Raw genomic sequence first — 15,093 nt, forward strand, 5'->3', positions numbered from 1 at the left:
GGGCGCGCACCGGCGGGGGCCGCGGGGGGGGGGGGGGGGCCCCCCCCCCCCCCCCGGGGGGGGGGGGGGGGGGGGGGGGGGGGGGGCCCGCCCCCCCCCCCCCCACCCCCGTGGCCGTCGGCGTGCGCGCTCAGCGGCGGTCCGCGTCCAGCGGCTCCAGGTCCTCGTCCTCGTCGAGGTCGCCGTCGAGCTCGTCCTCCAGTTCGTCCGTGTCCTCGTCATCGTCGTCGACGTCGTCGATCTCGTCGTCGAAGACGGCGCTGACGTCGAAGCGGCAGACCACCTGCTGCGGGTCGACCTGCTCGAACGGTGCCTCCAGCCACTCGCCGGGCTCGGCCGGTTCGTCCGCCGCCGTCACCCAGAGCGTGGAGTCGCCCTCCTCCAGCCCGAACTCCTTGTGCCGGGAGGCGATCTCGTCGGGCTCGAACTCGCCGAAGAGCAGCCCGAGCGCGCCGTGCACCGTCCCGGAGGCGGGGGCGCCGTCCTCGTCCTCCGCCGCCTCGATCCGCTGTGCCTGCGCCAGCAGGCGCTGGGGTTCGGCGACGGCGTAGTCGCGGCGGATCAGTACGCTCAGCGCGTTCGGCTCTTCGGGACCCGCGTACGGGGGCAGCGCGTCCTCCGCACCGGGGATCTCGAAGGGCGTGACCTCGTCGTAGCGGTCGTAGAGCAGTTCGTCGTACACCTCTGCGGCCGCGGCGAGCTGGTTGAACGCCTCGTACACGGCCGGGTCGTCGTCTCCCGACCTGCGTTCGACCGCGGCCAGGTGGCGGTCGAGCGCGGTCTTGACCGCCTCGGCGGCGGCGCGTACCTCGGCAGCGGTGGACTGCGCAGCATCAGACATAGTGCAGACGCTATCCGTACCGGGCCCCAGCCCGCACAATAGATGCGATGCCGGAATACGAATTTGTCGACGTGTACGTACCTCGCGGGGTCTCTCGCAAGGACACGACGCGTCTGCTGACGGACCACGCGGAGTACGGACACTGGGAGTTGTACCGTCTGAGCCTGCTGCGCGACGGCAGCCGCAGGGTGCGGTTGCGCCGGCGGATCATCCGCCAGGCGCGGGCCACGTGGTGAGCTGGGACGGCGCACGGGAAGAAGACGCATGACGGAGCGGGTCCCGCATCAGGCGGGGCCCGCTCCGTTTGCGGGGTGTCAGGCGGAGGCGCGCGCCTTGCGGTAGAGGATCACGCCCGCGAGCAGCGCGCCCGCGCCGGCCGGGAGGGCGAGGCCGAGCGGGAGGTCGCTGCCGGTGCTGGCGAGCTCGGATTCGCCCTCGGGCTGGCTGACGAACTGGGCGCCGGGCTTGTTGCCGTGCGAGGAGCCGCCCGGGTTCTCGCCACCGGGGGAGGGCGGGGTGCCGGGGTGCCCGGGCTCACCGGGATCGCCGGGGTCACCAGGGTTGCCCGGGTTACCGGGCTCGCCAGGGTCACCAGGGTTGCCCGGGTTACCGGGCTCACCCGGATTGCCGGGGTTCCCCGGGTCGCCGGGATTGCCGGGGTTCCCCGGCTGGCCCGGCTCCTGGCCGCCGGGCGGGGTGCCGTGCTGTCCGCCGCCGTTGGAGCAGTCGTTGCCCGTGCTGGGGTTGCCGACGCCGATGACGTCGACACTGTTGCCGCAGACGTTCACCGGCACGTGGACCGGTGCCTGGACGTGGTTGCCCGAGCCGACGCCGGGCGAGTCGGTGGCGTGTCCGCCCGCGTGGGAGCCGCCCTTGCCGCCGTGTCCCCCCGACGACGATCCACCGCCCTGGTTGGCGCACGCGTTGCCCACCGACGGGTTGAGCAGACCGACGATGTTGACCGTGTTCCCGCACACGTTGACCGGTGCGTGCACCGGCGCCTGCACCGAGTTTCCGGACAGTACGCCGGGCGAGCCCGAAGCCGAGCCCTGGGCGCCCGAGTCGGCGTGCGCGGAGCCGCCCGCGGCGGCGATCACACCGGTCGCGGCCGCCACGGTCATCAGACCCTTGCGGGTAGCCTGTCGCATTTACTGAATACCTGCCTTCGACCCTGTCTCGAATTCTTCTCGAATTCCCCGAAAGAAGCGTTCGGTCCCGGAGTGCATGGCTCGCGCTCCGGGACCGATGGCTTTGGACGCCCCTCAGCGAGGGGAAAGCATCACTTGTTGATGCAGGTGTTGCCGAAGGCGGGGTTCAGCAGCCCGATCACGGAGACCGTGTTGCCGCAGACGTTCACCGGGACGTGAACGGGCACCTGGACAACGTTGCCGGACAGGACGCCCGGGGAGTGCGCGGCGACACCCTGAGCACCCGAGTCGGCGACGGCCACGCCCGCGCCCGCGAGAACCAGCCCACCGGTGGCAGCCGCAGCAGCGACGACCTTCTTGATCATTATTCCTCCTAGTTGGCAAAGCGACCCATCTTGCGATCGCATTACCTGTAACGAGGAGGGAGTAATGAGGCTACGAGCTTATGGTCGCATTCACTCTTCCCAGTCGATTCCGTACGCGCGACCGAATACCCCGTCCCGCAGGGGCGGTTTCAGGACGCGTCGATGAAGCGGTCGAGCACCCGCACGCCGAACTGCAGGCCCTCCACCGGCACCCGCTCGTCCACGCCGTGGAACATGCCGGCGAAGTCCAGCTCCGGCGGCAGCTTCAGCGGCACGAAGCCGAAGCCGCGGATGCCGAGGTCGTCGAAGGACTTGGCGTCCGTGCCGCCGGAGAGCATGTAGGGGATCGCCTTGGCGGTCGGGTCCTCGGCCAGCAGCGCGGTCTGCATCGCCCCCACGAGCGCCCCGTCGAAGGTGGTCTCGACGGCCTTGTCGGCGTGGACGTCCTCGCGCCGCACCTTCGGGCCGAGGATCCGGTCGAGGTCGGCGAGGAACTCCTCCTCGTGCCCGGGCAGGAACCGTCCGTCGACGTGGGCGGTCGCCTCGCCGGGGATGACGTTGACCTTGTAACCGGCACCGAGCTGCGTGGGGTTGGCGGTGTTGCTCAGGGTCGCGCCGATGAGCTTGGCGATGCCGCCGAGCTTGGCGAGGGTCGCCTCCATGTCCTCGGGGTCGAGCTCGGTGCCGAGCGCGTCACCGAGCTCGTCGAGGAAGGCGCGGGTGGTCTTGGTGACCCGCACCGGGAACTTGTGCCGCCCCAGCCGCGCGACGGCCTCCGACAGCTCGGTGATCGCGTTGTCCCGGTGGATCATCGACCCGTGCCCTGCCGTGCCGGCCACGGTGAGCTTCATCCAGTGCATGCCCTTCTCGGCCGTCTGGATGAGGTAGAGCCGCCGCTGCTCGCTCACGGTGAACGAGAACCCGCCCACCTCGCTGATCGCCTCGGTGACGCCCTCGAACAGCTCGGGGTGCTTGCACACGAGGTGCTTGGCGCCGTACGTGCCGCCGGCCTCCTCGTCGGCGAGGAACGCGAGCACGATGTCGCGCGGGGGCTTGCGCCCGCTGCGCAGCCGGTCGCGGACGACCGCGAGGGTCATCGCGTCCATGTCCTTCATGTCGACGGCCCCGCGGCCCCACACGCAGCCGTCGGCGACCTCGCCGGAGAACGGGTGGTGGGTCCAGTCGTCTGCGTTGGCCGGCACGACGTCGGTGTGGCCGTGGATGAGGAGCGCGGGCCGGGAGGGGTCCTCGCCCTCGATGCGGGCCACCGTGGAGGCGCGGCCCGGGTGGGACTCGAAGATCTGCGGTTCGAGCCCGACCTCGGCGAGCTTCTCGGCGACGTACTCGGCCGCCTTGCGCTCGCCGGGACCCGAGTGGTCGCCGTAGTTGCTGGTGTCGATCTGGATCAGCTCGCGGCAGAGGTCCACGACCTCGTCCTCGCCGGTGACGCTCCTGGCCGTGTCCGTCTCGCTCACGTGCTTCCTCCCGGTGTCACTGCTGGTGGGTCCCCCTCATCCTCCCTCTCCCCGGCCCGCACCCCAAGAGCGCTCCCGGCCCGTCACACGCCGTTCACGCCTCGCCGGGGTGCCGCCGGGGGGTGATCGGCCACCCCGGAAAGCCTGGTAATGTTTACGTCGTCGCCGCGGGGAGAACCCACGCGACAGACACCTTGTCCGGGTGGCGGAATGGCAGACGCGCTAGCTTGAGGTGCTAGTGCCCTTTATCGGGCGTGGGGGTTCAAGTCCCCCCTCGGACACATGAAGCTGAGGGCCGTGACCGCGAGGTCACGGCCCTCAGTCGTTTCCGCGAAAGGGTGACCATGACCAGGCGTTCCTGCCCGTGCGGGCTCCCCGAGCCCTACGAGTCCTGCTGTGGCCGCTACCACTCCGGGGCCGCCGCCGCGCCGACGGCCGAGGCGCTGATGCGGTCGCGGTACTGCGCTTTCGTGAAGGGGGACGCCGGGTATCTGCTGCGGACCTGGCATCCGCGGACGCGGCCCGGGACGCTGGAGCCGGATCCGGGGATGCGGTGGACGGGGCTGGAGATTCTGGGGGCGAGCGGCGGATCCGCGTTCCACTCCTCCGGGACCGTGGAGTTCCGGGCGTCGTACCGGGGTGGCTCGCTGCACGAGCGGAGCAGCTTCGAGCGGGTCGACGGGGCCTGGGTCTACGTCGACGGGGAGTTTCCGGCGTAGCGGGGCTACGGCGCCAGGATGTCGAGTTCCTGGAGGGCGCCGACCGTGATCTCGCGGGTCAGTTCCTCCGCGCGGGCGGCGTCGCCCGCGCGGACGGCCTCGGCGACCTGGACGTGCAGGGTGACGGCGGCCGGGTCGGGGTCCTCGAACATCACGTCGTGCTGCGTGCGGCCGGTCAGGACCTCGGCGACGACGTCCCCGAGGCGGGCGAACATCTCGTTGCCGGATGCCTCCAGGATGACGCGGTGGAAGGCGACGTCGTGGAGGAGGTACCCCTCCAGTTTGTGACCGCGTGAGTGGGCGACCATGCCGAGGGCGCACTCGGTGAGTTCGGCGCACTGCTCGGACGTGGCGTGCCGGGCGGCGAGGCCGGCCGCGACGGGTTCGATCGCCGAGCGCAGCACCGTGAGGGACCGCAGCTGCCGCGGGCGGTCGGCGCCGGCCAGGCGCCAGCGGATGACCTGCGGGTCGTAGACGTTCCACTCGGATTTCGGGCGGACCGTCACGCCGACGCGGCGGCGGGACTCGACCAGGTACATGGACTCCAGGACGCGGACCGCCTCACGCATCACGGAGCGTGACACATCGAAGCGCTGGGCGAGTTCGTCGGTGCGCAGGACGCTGCCCGGCGGGTACTCACCCGCCGTGATCTCGGGGCCGAGGGTGTCCAGTACATGGCCGTGCAGCCCCCGGCCCGGTGTGCTCATGCACTCAGCGTACGGGGTAGATCACGGTGACAAAAAGTCAGACTTATTCATCACGGCCTCTTGAATTCGTCGTACCTAATGGGTTTCAGTTGCGTCGACATCACGTGTCGACCTCGGACAGCAGACAGTGAGGCAGCGATGAACACCCCCCATGTCGTCGTGGTCATGGGCGTAGCGGGCACCGGCAAGACCACCATCGGTCCCCTGCTCGCGGCCCGGCTCGGCGTTCCGTACGCCGAGGGCGACGACTTCCACCCGCAGGCCAACATCGCCAAGATGTCGGCCGGCACCCCGCTCACCGACGAGGACCGCCTGCCCTGGCTCGACGCCATCGGCGAGTGGGCGCACGGGCGGGCCGGGCTCGGCGGGGTCGTCAGCTGCTCGGCGCTGAAGCGGTCGTACCGCGACCGGCTGCGGGCCGCCGCGCCCGGCGTGGTCTTCGTGCACCTCACGGGCGACCGCGCGCTGATCGAGGACCGGATGTCGCACCGGCAGGGGCACTTCATGCCCACGGCGCTGCTCGACTCCCAGTTCGCCACGCTCCAGCCCCTCGCGGCGGACGAGGCGGGGGTCGGGGTGGACGTCACGGGCGGCCCGGAGGAGATCACCGAGCGGGCGGCGCACGCCCTGCGGGAACTCCCCGAGCCCGTCCAGTAGCCCCTGGCGGTTTCCCCTCCCCCTTCTCCCCAACGCAAGGGAACCACCCACCGTGACCAGACCCAGCGTCGAGATGCTGGCAGCGGACGCACCCGAGCCGATCACCTCGGCCGGCCACGCTCAGCTGGGCATCGCCGTCCTGGCGGGCATCGCCGTCATCGTCCTGCTCATCACGAAGTTCAAGCTGCACGCCTTCCTGGCCCTGACCATCGGGTCACTGACGCTCGGCGCGATCGCCGGGGCCCCGCTGGACAAGGTGCTCACCAGCTTCAGCGCCGGCCTCGGCACCACGGTCGCCGGTGTCGGTGTGCTGATCGCCCTCGGGGCGATCCTCGGCAAGATGCTCGCCGACTCCGGCGGTGCCGACCAGATCGTCGACACCATCCTGGAGAAGGCCGGCGGGCGGTCGATGCCGTGGGCGATGGTGCTGATCGCCTCCGTGATCGGGCTGCCGCTCTTCTTCGAGGTCGGCATCGTGCTGCTGATCCCGGTCGTGCTGATGGTCGCCAAGCGCGGCAACTACTCGCTGATGCGCATCGGCATCCCGGCGCTCGCGGGCCTGTCCGTGATGCACGGCCTGGTGCCGCCGCACCCCGGTCCGCTGGTCGCGATCGACGCGGTGGGCGCCGACCTCGGCATCACCCTGGCGCTCGGTGTCCTCGTCGCCGTCCCCACCGTGATCATCGCGGGTCCGGTGTTCTCGAAGTACGCGGCCCGCTGGGTCGACGTGCCCGCCCCCGAGAAGATGATCCCGCAGCGCGCCTCCGAGGGGCTCGACAAGCGCCCCGGCTTCGGCGCCACGCTGTTCACGGTCCTGCTGCCGGTGATCCTCATGCTGGCCAAGGCGCTCGTCGACATCGTCATCGATGACCCGGAGAACCTCGTCCAGCGGGTCTTCGACGTGATCGGTGCCCCGATGATCGCGCTGCTCGCCTCGGTGCTGGTCGGCATCTTCACGCTGCTGCGGCCCGCCGGATTCTCCAAGGAGCGGATATCGCCGCTCGTCGAGAAGAGCCTCATGCCGATCGCGGGCATCCTGCTGATCGTCGGCGCGGGTGGCGGCTTCAAGCAGACGCTGATCGACACCGGCGTGGGTCAGATGGTGCTGGACATTTCCGAGGACTGGGCGATCCCGGCGCTGTTGCTGGCCTGGCTGATCGCGGTGGTGATCCGCCTCGCGACCGGTTCGGCGACGGTGGCCACGGTCTCGGCCGCCGGTCTGGTCGCCCCGCTCGCGGCCGACATGTCGAGCACGCACGCGGCACTCCTCGTCCTGGCCATCGGCGCCGGCTCGCTGTTCTTCAGCCACGTCAACGACGCCGGGTTCTGGATGGTGAAGGAGTACTTCGGGCTGAGCGTCGGCCAGAACATCAAGACCTGGTCCGTCATGGAGACGATCATCTCGGTGGTCGCCGGCGGCATCGTCCTGCTGTTGTCCCTCGTGATCTAGGAGTGCCGCGGCGATGACGGCTCATCCCCTCTTCGACGTCGGCGGCCGCAGGGCCCTGGTCACCGGCTCCAGCCGGGGCATCGGACTCGCCCTCGCTCGCGGTCTGGCGGAGGCCGGCTGCACGGTCGTCCTGAACGGGCGCGACGAGGACCGGCTCGCCGAGGCCGCCGCCGGGCTGCCGGGCGACCGGGTGCACACGGCCGCGTTCGACGTGACGGACGGTTCCTCGGTGGCCTCGGGGGTCGCCGAGGTCGAGGAGCGGGTGGGCCCGCTCGACATCCTCGTCAACAACGCGGGCATGCAACTGCGCGCCCCGCTGCTGGAATTCGGCGAGTCCGACTGGCACCGGATCCTGGACACCAATCTGACCAGTGCCTTCCTGGTCGGGCGTGAGGCCGCGCGCCGGATGACGGAACGCGGCCACGGGAAGATCATCAACATCTGCTCGCTGCAGAGCGAGGTGGTACGGCCCGGGATCGCGCCGTACGCCGCCACCAAGGGCGCGCTGAAGATGCTCACCAAGGGCATGTGCGCCGACTGGGGTCCGAGCGGGGTGCAGGTGAACGGGCTCGGCCCGGGCTATATCGAGACCGAGCTGACCCGGCCGCTGGTGGAGGACGAGGAGTTCAGCTCCTGGGTGCGGCGGCGTACGCCGGCCGGGCGCTGGGGCCGTACGCGGGACCTGGTGGGCGGGGTGCTGTTCCTCGCCTCCCCGGCGGCGGACTTCGTCAGCGGGCAGGTGCTGTATGTCGACGGCGGTATGACGAGCGTGCTGTGACCTGCCGGAGGCGGCTGTGATGCTGGGGTGTGTGATCCACGGTCAGGGCGACCTGCGGGTGGCGGAGCTGCCGGTGCCGGAGCCCGGGCCGGGGCAGGCGCTGGTCGCCGTGCGGTACGGCGGGGTGTGCGGGTCCGATCTGCACTACTGGCGGCACGGCGGGGTCGGTGACTTCCGGTTGCGGGAGCCGATGGTGCTCGGGCACGAGGTCGTCGGGACGGTTGTGGGGTACGGCCCCGGTGCCACGGGGCCGGCTCCCGGCACCGCTGCCGCCGTGCATCCGGCGACCCCGTGCGGGGTGTGCCCGGAGTGCGCGGGCGGGCGGCGGAACGTGTGCCGGGACACGCGCTACCTCGGCAGCGCGGCCCGCTTCCCGCACGTCCAGGGCGGTTTCGCCGCCCGAGTCGTCGTACCCGCCGAGCAGGTGCGGCCCCTGCCGCCCGGCCTCGGTCTGCGGCGGGCGGCACTCGCCGAACCGCTGTCGGTGGCGCTGCACGCGGTGCGGCGGGCCGGGGACGTCCGGGGGCGGCACGTTCTGGTCACCGGCGCCGGACCCATCGGGTGTCTCGTGGTCGCGGCGGCGAAGGCGGCGGGTGCCGCGGACGTGACGGTGACGGATCTCCTGCCCGAGGCATTGGAGTACGCCCGGGTCGCCGGTGCCGGGACGGTTGTTCGCGCCGACGATCCCGACGATGCCGGGTGGCCCGACGAGGTCGATGTGGCCATCGAGGCGTCCGGGGTGGCCGCGGGACTCGACGCGTGTCTGCGGCGGGTGCGGCGCTGCGGGGTCGTCGTGCAGTTGGGGATGTTGCCGCCAGGGCACAGTTCCTTCGCCGGGAACCTGGTGGTGAGCCGGGAGATCGAGCTGCGGGGGGCGTTCCGCTTCGACACGGAGTTCGACGAGGCGCTGGCGTTGCTGGCGGTGGAGCCGGCGTTCGACGGGCTTGTCGGTGCGGTGGTTCCCGTGGGGGACGCCGAGTCGGCTTTCGCCCTGGCGGCTGACCGGAGCCGGTCCTGCAAGGTGCTGCTGGATTTCGAGCAGACGCCATAGGGCTTCTCATCGTGGGGCGGCCGCGGGTGGGTTGTGGTTGGTCGCGCAGTTCCCCGCGCCCCTGAGACAGCTACTCGCGCCACAGAGAGTGCTCTCGGGATGCCCACTCCCGGCTCACCGACCCGGTGCGCATGCCCCTTCTCGATTCCGGGTCCGCCAGTGCCATGCCGATGTGGCCCGCCAGGACGATGCCCATGGTGAGGGCCAGCCAGTCGTGGACGAAGGTGGCGCTGGTGCGCCAGAGCAGGGGGGTGAGGTGGGTGAACCACATCATCAGGCCCGTGGCGAGCATGACCAGCGTGGCGCCGGCGATCCAGGAGGCGTAGAGCTTCTGCCCGGCGTTGAACTTGGCGGCGGGGCGGGACGCGTGGCGTTTGTCGCGGCGCAGGGCGGCGCGCAGCCAGGTGCGGTCGTGCGGGCCGAAGCGGTTGAGGCGGCCGAGGTCGGCGCGGAAGGCCCGGGAGGCGAGGCCGGCCAGGACGGGGACGGGCAGGGCGAGACCCGACCACTGGTGCAGGGTGACGACCAGGGCGCGGCGGCCCACGAGTTCGGCGAGCTGGGGGACGTAGAGGCAGGCCGCGGTGATGACGCAGATGCCCATCAGCGCGGCCGTGGTGCGGTGGGTCCAGCGCTGCAGCGTGGTGAAGCGGCGCACGTCGGCCGTGACCGGCGGTGTGTCAGCTCGTGGGGTCATCGTCCCGTCCGTTCGAGCGGCCCACCCAGGCGTCGATGTCGTAGCCGCGCTCCTCCCAGTAGCCCGGCCGGACCTCGTCGGTGACGGTGATGCCGGAGAGCCACTTGGCGGACTTGTAGAAGTACATGGGCGCCACGTAGAGGCGGACCGGGCCGCCGTGGGAGTGGCCGAGGTCCTTGTCCTGCATGCGCAGCGCGACCAGGACGTCCGCGCGGCGGGCCTGGTCGAGGGTGAGGCTCTCGGTGTACGTGCCGTCGAAGCAGGTGAAGCGGACGGCCTTGGCCGTGGGGCGGACCCGGGCGGCGTCCAGGATCCGGGACAGGCGTACGCCCTCGAAGGGCGTGTCGGGGACGCGCCAGCCCGTGACGCACTGGACGTCGCGGACCAGCCGGGTCTGGGGCAGCGCCTTGAGGGCGTCGAGGGTGTAGGTCGTGGGGCGGGCGACCAGGCCGTCCACGGTGAGGCGGTAGCTGCCGGCGTTCTTGCGCGGGACGGACGAGGCGACCGAGTAGTAGCGGAAGCCGCCGCCGTTGGGCAGCAGGCCGGTCAGGCCCGTGGGGTCCTTGTCGGCCGCGCCGCCGAGGAATGCCTCCAGGCCGCGTTGCAGCGGGGGCGCGGCGACGACGCCCGCGGCGCCCAGGGCGAGGGTGCCGAGGAAGACGCGGCGGCCGATCGGGGTGCCCCGCTCCTCGGGGTGTTCGTCGTTCACACCCTGATGTACGTCCTCGTTCACGTTCTCATTCGAACACCCGCGGCCCCGGCAGGACAGGGATCGCGGGTGCTCGTCAGATTTCCGTAACCACTTCTTACGCGGGCGGACTCAGGAGGAGGCCGCCTTGTCCAGCTGGAACGCCTCGTTGCCGAGGCCGATCCGCGCGTGCTTCTCGGGGGCGCGGGCGCGCAGCACCAGGCCGAGGACCACCCCGGCGAGCGCGGCGAGGCCGATGATGCCGGGCAGCACCCAGCTCAGCGACGAGTCGGGGCCGGCGCCGACCAGCACCTCGAAGTCCTTCACCGTGTAGCCGGCGATCACCAGCAGGGCGATGCCCGCCAGCGCGGACGTGACCAGCCGCCAGGCCTGGGCGCCGGCGGCGCCGCGGCGGACGAAGAAGACGAGTACGGACAGGGACGCCGCCGCCATCAGCACGATCACGCCGAGGGCGCCGATGTTGCCGAACCAGGTGAACAGCTGCAGGACGGGCGCGGTCGGGTCGCCGGCCGGCTTGTCGTCGGCGATCGCGAAGGCGGCCACGACCACCACGGCCACGACGGTCTGGAGCAGCGAGCCGGTGCCGGGGGCGCCGCTGCTGCCGCTGGTGCGGCCGAAGGCGGCTGGCAGCAGGCCTTCGCGGCCCATGGCGAAGGCGTAGCGGGCGACGACGTTGTGGAAGCTGAGCAGCGCGGCGAACATGCCGGTGACGAACAGGACGTGCAGGACGTCCGTGAAGGTGCCGCCGAGGCGGGACTCGGTGAGGAAGAACAGCAGCCCGGCGCTCTGCTTCTGGGACGTGCCGACGATGGCGGCGGGGCCGGTGGCCACGGTGAGGGCCCAGCTGCTCAGCGCGAAGAAGACGGCGACCCCGCCGACGGCGAGGAACATCACGCGCGGCACCAGGACGTGCGGGCGGCTGGTCTCCTCGGCGTACACCGGGGCCTGCTCGAATCCGAGGAAGGCGGCGATGCAGAAGCACAGCGCGGTGCCGACGCCCGCGCCGGTGAGGGTGTCGGGGTTGAAGGCGTGCAGGGACAGGCCCTCCTTGCCGGGGTCGGCGATCGCGGCGATGTCGAAGATCACGACGAGGAGCACCTCGATGACCAGCAGCACGCCGAGCACGCGGGCGTTGACGTCGATCTTGAGCCAGCCCAGCAGCCCGACGGCGAGCGCCGCCACGAGCGCCGGTATCCACCAGGCGATCTGCACGTCGGCGTAGGTGGCGAGGAGCCCGGAGACCTCGAAGCCGAAGATGCCGTAGATGCCGACCTGGAGCGCGTTGTAGGCGACGAGGGCCACCAGGGCGGCGCCCGCGCCGGCGGTGCCCCCGAGGCCCCGGGAGATGTAGGCGTAGAAGGCGCCCGCGTTGTGGACGTGGCGGCTCATCTCGGCGTAGCCGATGCTGAACAGGATCAGGACGACGCCGAGGACGACGAAGAGCAGCGGCTGGCCGACGATGCCCATCACCGCGAATGTAGTGGGCATGACACCCGCGACCACCATGAGCGGAGCGGTCGCGGCGAGGACGGAGAGCAGCAGGCCCCCGGTGCCGAGCCGGTCGGCGCGCAGGGCGCGCTCCTCCCCCTTGAACGTACTGATGCCGCCGGAGGCGGTCGGGCTCGTTCTCGAACTGTCCGTGGTCATCGGGGGAGCGTCCTCACTCTTCGGGTCGTGGGTGTCAGGCCGTGCCGAGCGCGCCGGCGCGGGCGGCGGCGAAGGCGGTGTGCGGGTCGCGGTCCGGGTACGACCAGGGCGCCGGGGTGGCGTGGCGGCCGATCCGGTGGAACAGGGCGGCGGCCTCGGCGCCCCGCCCCTCGCAGAACTTGGCGTGGGCGAGGAAGTTCAGGTCGATCAGCCGCCGCGGGTGCCCCTCCAGCTCCCACTCCAGCCACCAGTCGAAGGCGGCCTTCATGACCTGGCGGGCGCGGCGGCCCGTCCAGTGACCGGAGGCGGCCGGGTCGGCGGGTTCGTGCCCGGCGGCGGCCAGCACGCGGTAGCGCTCGGCGTGCGCGATGACCGGCAGGATCGCGAGCGGTGAGTCGGCGGGCGCCTGCTCGGCGGACCAGTTGGCGAAGTCGTAGACCTCGTGCAGCGGGTCCGGGCCGGCCTCGGCGCGGCGGCCGGCGAGCCGGGCGACCATCAGGTGGTGGGCGTGGTGGTGGTCGGCGTACCGGCCGCGGACCGCCTCGAAGGTGCGGACCACGTCCTGGTCGCCGCCGACCGCGCACTCCAGCATGAGCAGGCCGAGCCAGGGGGTGGGGTCGGCGGGGGCACGGGCCGCGGCCGCCTGGCAGGCCTCGCGGGCGTGGACCGGCTTGGCCTTGCCGTGCAGGGCGCGCCGGACCTGGGCGAGGGCGAGCAGCACGGCGGCGTCGGCGGACTCGGGTTCGGCGAGCAGCCACTCCCGGGCCCACGCGGCGCAGGAGGACTCCCGCGCGAGGACGGTGACGCGGTGGCCGCGCCGGTCCCAGTCGTCCCCGGTGTGCACCAGCAGGGACCGGGCGTTCTGCCAGCGGCCCTGCACGAGTGCGGTGCGCGCGGCCATGAGGTCGGCGTCGTCGAGGGCCTCGTCGAAGGCCTGCGCGGCACGTCTGCGGCCACGGCCGAGGGGAGGCGGGGGTGGGGACACCGCGGGACTTCCTCACGCGCTCTTCTGGTGTTTCGGCTCACGGCGGCAGAGGGAGCGCGGATGTGCGCATTGCCATGAACTGATCACACACAGCCAACCCCCCGCCCATGGTCGTCGTCAAGGGTGGTCAGGGCGTTACACGCGTCAACTCCCGCCACTTGTGAGGATTTTGTGATCCAAGAGGCAGGAGCGACTCGTGTGAGCGGCATCCGATTTTTCCGTTTCGCCCTTTGTGACGTACGTCATAGCGTGAGCTGCCGCCGCCCCCGACGATGGCATGACGTACGGGCGCGCCGGGCGGAGCCGGCCGGTACAGTCGGCCCCTACGCAACCGTGACCCGACCTGACGATCGAGGTACACCGCGTGTCGGTTCTAGTACTGGCGCTCGCCCTGGGCGCCGCCTGCTGTCTGGGCTTCGGCTTCGTCCTCCAGCAGAACGCAGCTCAGCGTGCCCCGCTGAGCGACTTCCTCTCCTTCCGTCTGCTGATCGACCTCGTGAAGGTGCCGCGCTGGCTCGGCGGCATCGCGCTGATGGTGGTCGGCATGGGGCTCGGCGCCGCCGCGCTGGGGCAGGGCGAGCTCTCGCTGGTGGAGCCGCTGCTGGCGACGAACCTGCTCTTCGCGCTCGCGCTCTCCCGCAGGCAGACCCGGCAGCCCCTGGGCCGCCAGGGCTGGGCGGGCCTCCTCCTGCTGGCCGGTGGAGTCACGGCGTTCATCGTGGCGGGCCGGCCGGAGGGCGGTGCCGCGACAGCCGATCCGGTGCGGCAGTGGGTGATCATCGGCGTCATGATCGGGCTCGCCCTGCTGCTCACCGCGCACGGCAAGCGGTCCCGGCTCAGCTCGGGCCCGGTCCTGCTGGCGCTGGCCGCCGGACTGCTCTACGGCGTGCAGGACGCGCTGACCCGGGTCAGCGGGCAGAAGGTCTCCGAAGGCGGCTTCGCCGAGCTGCTCACCGGCTGGGAGCCGTACGCGGTGCTCGCACTGGGCGTCACGGGCCTGGTGCTCGTGCAGAGCGCGTTCGAGACCGCGTCCCTGCGCAAATCGCTGCCCGCCCTGACCGCGGCGCAGCCGCTGGCCGGCATCGTCTGCGGCGTCGGCTTCCTGGGCGACCGGCTGCGCACCGACGCGATGGCCCTGGGCTGGGAGGCCGGTGGTCTGCTGGCCGTGGTCGCCGGGATCGTGCTGCTGGGCCTGCACCCCGCGATGCCGCAGGGGGCGCCGGAGCGGGCCAGGGTGGCCGCACCCGCGGTGAGCCCGGCCTCCCCCTGACGGGCCCCGCTCGGCCGGGGGCGCGCACCCTGCTTGGATGAGGGCATGAGCGCCGCCGACGAGATCCTCGACATCGTGGACGAGCACGACCAGGTCATCGGGCAGTCCCCCCGAGGCGAGGTCTACGCCCGGGGACTGCGCCACCGCTGCGTGTTCATCCAGGCCCGGGACGCCGAGGACCGCATCTTCGTGCACCGGCGCACCCCCACCAAGCTGGTCTTCCCCTCCCTCTACGACATGTTCGTCGGCGGGGTCGTCGGCGCGGGCGAGTCCTACGCGAGCGCGGCCCTGCGCGAGGCCGAGGAGGAACTGGGCGTGAGCGGCCTGCCGCAGCCCCGGCACCTCTTCACGTTCCTCTACGACGACGGCTCCGGCCGGAGCTGGTGGTCGGCGGTCCACGAGGTGCGCTGCGAGCTGCCCGTGCGGCCGCAGGCCGAGGAGGTGGCCTGGTACGACTTCCTGCCCGAGGCCGAGGTCGACCGGCGCCTCGGCGCGTGGGAGTGGGTGCCGGACGGGCTGGCGGCGTACCAGCGGCTCAAGGCGTTCCGGCCGGGCGGCCCGGCCGGAGCAGGACGGGCCGCCGGGTAGGGTCGCGCA

At 71.9% G+C, this 15,093-nt stretch carries 17 protein-coding genes and 1 tRNA gene; 9 read left to right on the forward strand and 9 right to left on the reverse strand.

Going from position 1 to position 15,093, the window contains the following annotated elements:
- Positions 1-130: 130 nt before the first annotated feature.
- On the reverse strand, positions 131-841 hold the full coding sequence (locus HNR57_RS22005; protein WP_184561944.1) for a hypothetical protein: 711 nt from the start codon (positions 839-841) through the stop codon (positions 131-133).
- Between the two features lie 47 nt (positions 842-888).
- Here HNR57_RS22005 and HNR57_RS22010 point away from each other — a divergent pair, with 47 nt between their 5' ends.
- The gene (locus tag HNR57_RS22010; protein WP_184561946.1) at positions 889-1,077 is read left to right on the forward strand and encodes a DUF5703 family protein; all 189 of its coding nucleotides are present in this window, start codon (positions 889-891) and stop codon (positions 1,075-1,077) included.
- A 78-nt stretch (positions 1,078-1,155) separates the two neighbouring features.
- On the opposite strand, the gene HNR57_RS22015 is transcribed toward HNR57_RS22010, so the two are convergent.
- From HNR57_RS22015 to HNR57_RS22025, 3 genes are all read right to left on the reverse strand, one after another.
- Positions 1,156-1,989 (reverse strand): chaplin family protein, encoded by an 834-nt coding sequence (locus tag HNR57_RS22015; protein ID WP_184561948.1) that lies wholly within the window; start codon positions 1,987-1,989, stop codon positions 1,156-1,158.
- 131 nt (positions 1,990-2,120) lie between these two features.
- Positions 2,121-2,354, reverse strand: a complete 234-nt coding sequence (gene chpH / locus HNR57_RS22020; RefSeq protein ID WP_184561949.1) for a chaplin ChpH — start codon at positions 2,352-2,354, stop codon at positions 2,121-2,123.
- A gap of 149 nt (positions 2,355-2,503) precedes the next feature.
- Positions 2,504-3,829 carry a M20/M25/M40 family metallo-hydrolase gene (locus tag HNR57_RS22025; protein WP_184561951.1) on the reverse strand — a complete coding sequence of 442 codons (1,326 nt, stop codon included), beginning with the start codon at positions 3,827-3,829 and terminating at the stop codon, positions 2,504-2,506.
- Between the two features lie 196 nt (positions 3,830-4,025).
- Here HNR57_RS22025 and HNR57_RS22030 point away from each other — a divergent pair.
- Both HNR57_RS22030 and HNR57_RS22035 read left to right on the forward strand, forming a co-directional pair.
- Positions 4,026-4,110 (forward strand) — tRNA-Leu (locus HNR57_RS22030).
- Between the two features lie 63 nt (positions 4,111-4,173).
- Complete coding sequence (locus HNR57_RS22035) at positions 4,174-4,548, forward strand: YchJ family protein (protein WP_184561953.1); 375 nt, start codon at positions 4,174-4,176, stop codon at positions 4,546-4,548.
- A 5-nt stretch (positions 4,549-4,553) separates the two neighbouring features.
- On the opposite strand, the gene HNR57_RS22040 is transcribed toward HNR57_RS22035, so the two are convergent.
- A complete protein-coding gene (locus HNR57_RS22040) occupies positions 4,554-5,255 on the reverse strand; it encodes a FadR/GntR family transcriptional regulator (protein ID WP_184561955.1) in 702 nt (233 codons plus the stop codon).
- Positions 5,256-5,393: 138 nt separating this feature from the next.
- Between HNR57_RS22040 and HNR57_RS22045 the strand changes: the two genes are divergently transcribed.
- The 4 genes from HNR57_RS22045 to HNR57_RS22060 are packed head-to-tail and all read left to right on the forward strand — an operon-like array spanning position 5,394 to position 9,191.
- Entirely contained in the window at positions 5,394-5,912 is a 519-nt protein-coding gene (locus HNR57_RS22045; RefSeq protein ID WP_184561957.1) for a gluconokinase, read from the forward strand.
- 52 nt (positions 5,913-5,964) lie between these two features.
- Positions 5,965-7,362 (forward strand): GntP family permease, encoded by a 1,398-nt coding sequence (locus HNR57_RS22050; RefSeq protein WP_184561959.1) that lies wholly within the window; start codon positions 5,965-5,967, stop codon positions 7,360-7,362.
- A 13-nt stretch (positions 7,363-7,375) separates the two neighbouring features.
- Positions 7,376-8,140 (forward strand): SDR family oxidoreductase, encoded by a 765-nt coding sequence (locus HNR57_RS22055; RefSeq protein WP_184561961.1) that lies wholly within the window; start codon positions 7,376-7,378, stop codon positions 8,138-8,140.
- 19 nt (positions 8,141-8,159) lie between these two features.
- The gene (locus HNR57_RS22060; protein ID WP_184561963.1) at positions 8,160-9,191 is read left to right on the forward strand and encodes an L-idonate 5-dehydrogenase; all 1,032 of its coding nucleotides are present in this window, start codon (positions 8,160-8,162) and stop codon (positions 9,189-9,191) included.
- 70 nt (positions 9,192-9,261) lie between these two features.
- Here HNR57_RS22060 and HNR57_RS22065 read toward each other — a convergent pair whose 3' ends face one another.
- The 4 genes from HNR57_RS22065 to HNR57_RS22080 all read right to left on the reverse strand — a co-directional run bounded on the left by HNR57_RS22065 (position 9,262) and on the right by HNR57_RS22080 (position 13,226).
- Positions 9,262-9,885 (reverse strand): cytochrome b/b6 domain-containing protein, encoded by a 624-nt coding sequence (locus tag HNR57_RS22065; protein ID WP_184561965.1) that lies wholly within the window; start codon positions 9,883-9,885, stop codon positions 9,262-9,264.
- Complete coding sequence (locus HNR57_RS22070) at positions 9,869-10,594, reverse strand: molybdopterin-dependent oxidoreductase (protein ID WP_184562216.1); 726 nt, start codon at positions 10,592-10,594, stop codon at positions 9,869-9,871. Before HNR57_RS22070 ends, HNR57_RS22065 begins: the two co-directional genes overlap by 17 nt.
- Positions 10,595-10,705: 111 nt before the next feature.
- Entirely contained in the window at positions 10,706-12,241 is a 1,536-nt protein-coding gene (locus tag HNR57_RS22075; protein WP_184561968.1) for an APC family permease, read from the reverse strand.
- A gap of 34 nt (positions 12,242-12,275) precedes the next feature.
- Entirely contained in the window at positions 12,276-13,226 is a 951-nt protein-coding gene (locus tag HNR57_RS22080) for a hypothetical protein (protein WP_184561970.1), read from the reverse strand.
- A 364-nt stretch (positions 13,227-13,590) separates the two neighbouring features.
- Here HNR57_RS22080 and HNR57_RS22085 point away from each other — a divergent pair, with 364 nt between their 5' ends.
- Both HNR57_RS22085 and HNR57_RS22090 read left to right on the forward strand, forming a co-directional pair.
- Complete coding sequence (locus HNR57_RS22085) at positions 13,591-14,496, forward strand: DMT family transporter (RefSeq protein ID WP_184561972.1); 906 nt, start codon at positions 13,591-13,593, stop codon at positions 14,494-14,496.
- A gap of 45 nt (positions 14,497-14,541) precedes the next feature.
- Positions 14,542-15,084, forward strand: a complete 543-nt coding sequence (locus HNR57_RS22090; protein ID WP_184561974.1) for an NUDIX hydrolase — start codon at positions 14,542-14,544, stop codon at positions 15,082-15,084.
- Positions 15,085-15,093 lie beyond the last annotated feature (9 nt).

Origin of the sequence: Streptomyces paradoxus, from assembly GCF_014202475.1 — a bacterium.
GTDB lineage: Bacteria > Actinomycetota > Actinomycetes > Streptomycetales > Streptomycetaceae > Streptomyces > Streptomyces paradoxus.

What these genes read in the sequence shown, in the direction of transcription:
- HNR57_RS22005 (WP_184561944.1), bottom strand. Translation starts at nt 841, where the DNA reads ATGTCTGATGCTGCGCAGTCCACCGCTGCCGAGGTACGCGCCGCCGCC.
- HNR57_RS22060 (WP_184561963.1), top strand. Translation starts at nt 8,160, where the DNA reads ATGCTGGGGTGTGTGATCCACGGTCAGGGCGACCTGCGGGTGGCGGAG.
- HNR57_RS22035 (WP_184561953.1), top strand. Translation starts at nt 4,174, where the DNA reads ATGACCAGGCGTTCCTGCCCGTGCGGGCTCCCCGAGCCCTACGAGTCC.
- HNR57_RS22075 (WP_184561968.1), bottom strand. Translation starts at nt 12,241, where the DNA reads ATGACCACGGACAGTTCGAGAACGAGCCCGACCGCCTCCGGCGGCATC.
- HNR57_RS22010 (WP_184561946.1), top strand. Translation starts at nt 889, where the DNA reads ATGCCGGAATACGAATTTGTCGACGTGTACGTACCTCGCGGGGTCTCT.
- HNR57_RS22090 (WP_184561974.1), top strand. Translation starts at nt 14,542, where the DNA reads ATGAGCGCCGCCGACGAGATCCTCGACATCGTGGACGAGCACGACCAG.
- HNR57_RS22065 (WP_184561965.1), bottom strand. Translation starts at nt 9,885, where the DNA reads ATGACCCCACGAGCTGACACACCGCCGGTCACGGCCGACGTGCGCCGC.
- HNR57_RS22015 (WP_184561948.1), bottom strand. Translation starts at nt 1,989, where the DNA reads ATGCGACAGGCTACCCGCAAGGGTCTGATGACCGTGGCGGCCGCGACC.
- chpH (WP_184561949.1), bottom strand. Translation starts at nt 2,354, where the DNA reads ATGATCAAGAAGGTCGTCGCTGCTGCGGCTGCCACCGGTGGGCTGGTT.
- HNR57_RS22045 (WP_184561957.1), top strand. Translation starts at nt 5,394, where the DNA reads ATGAACACCCCCCATGTCGTCGTGGTCATGGGCGTAGCGGGCACCGGC.
- HNR57_RS22055 (WP_184561961.1), top strand. Translation starts at nt 7,376, where the DNA reads ATGACGGCTCATCCCCTCTTCGACGTCGGCGGCCGCAGGGCCCTGGTC.
- HNR57_RS22040 (WP_184561955.1), bottom strand. Translation starts at nt 5,255, where the DNA reads ATGAGCACACCGGGCCGGGGGCTGCACGGCCATGTACTGGACACCCTC.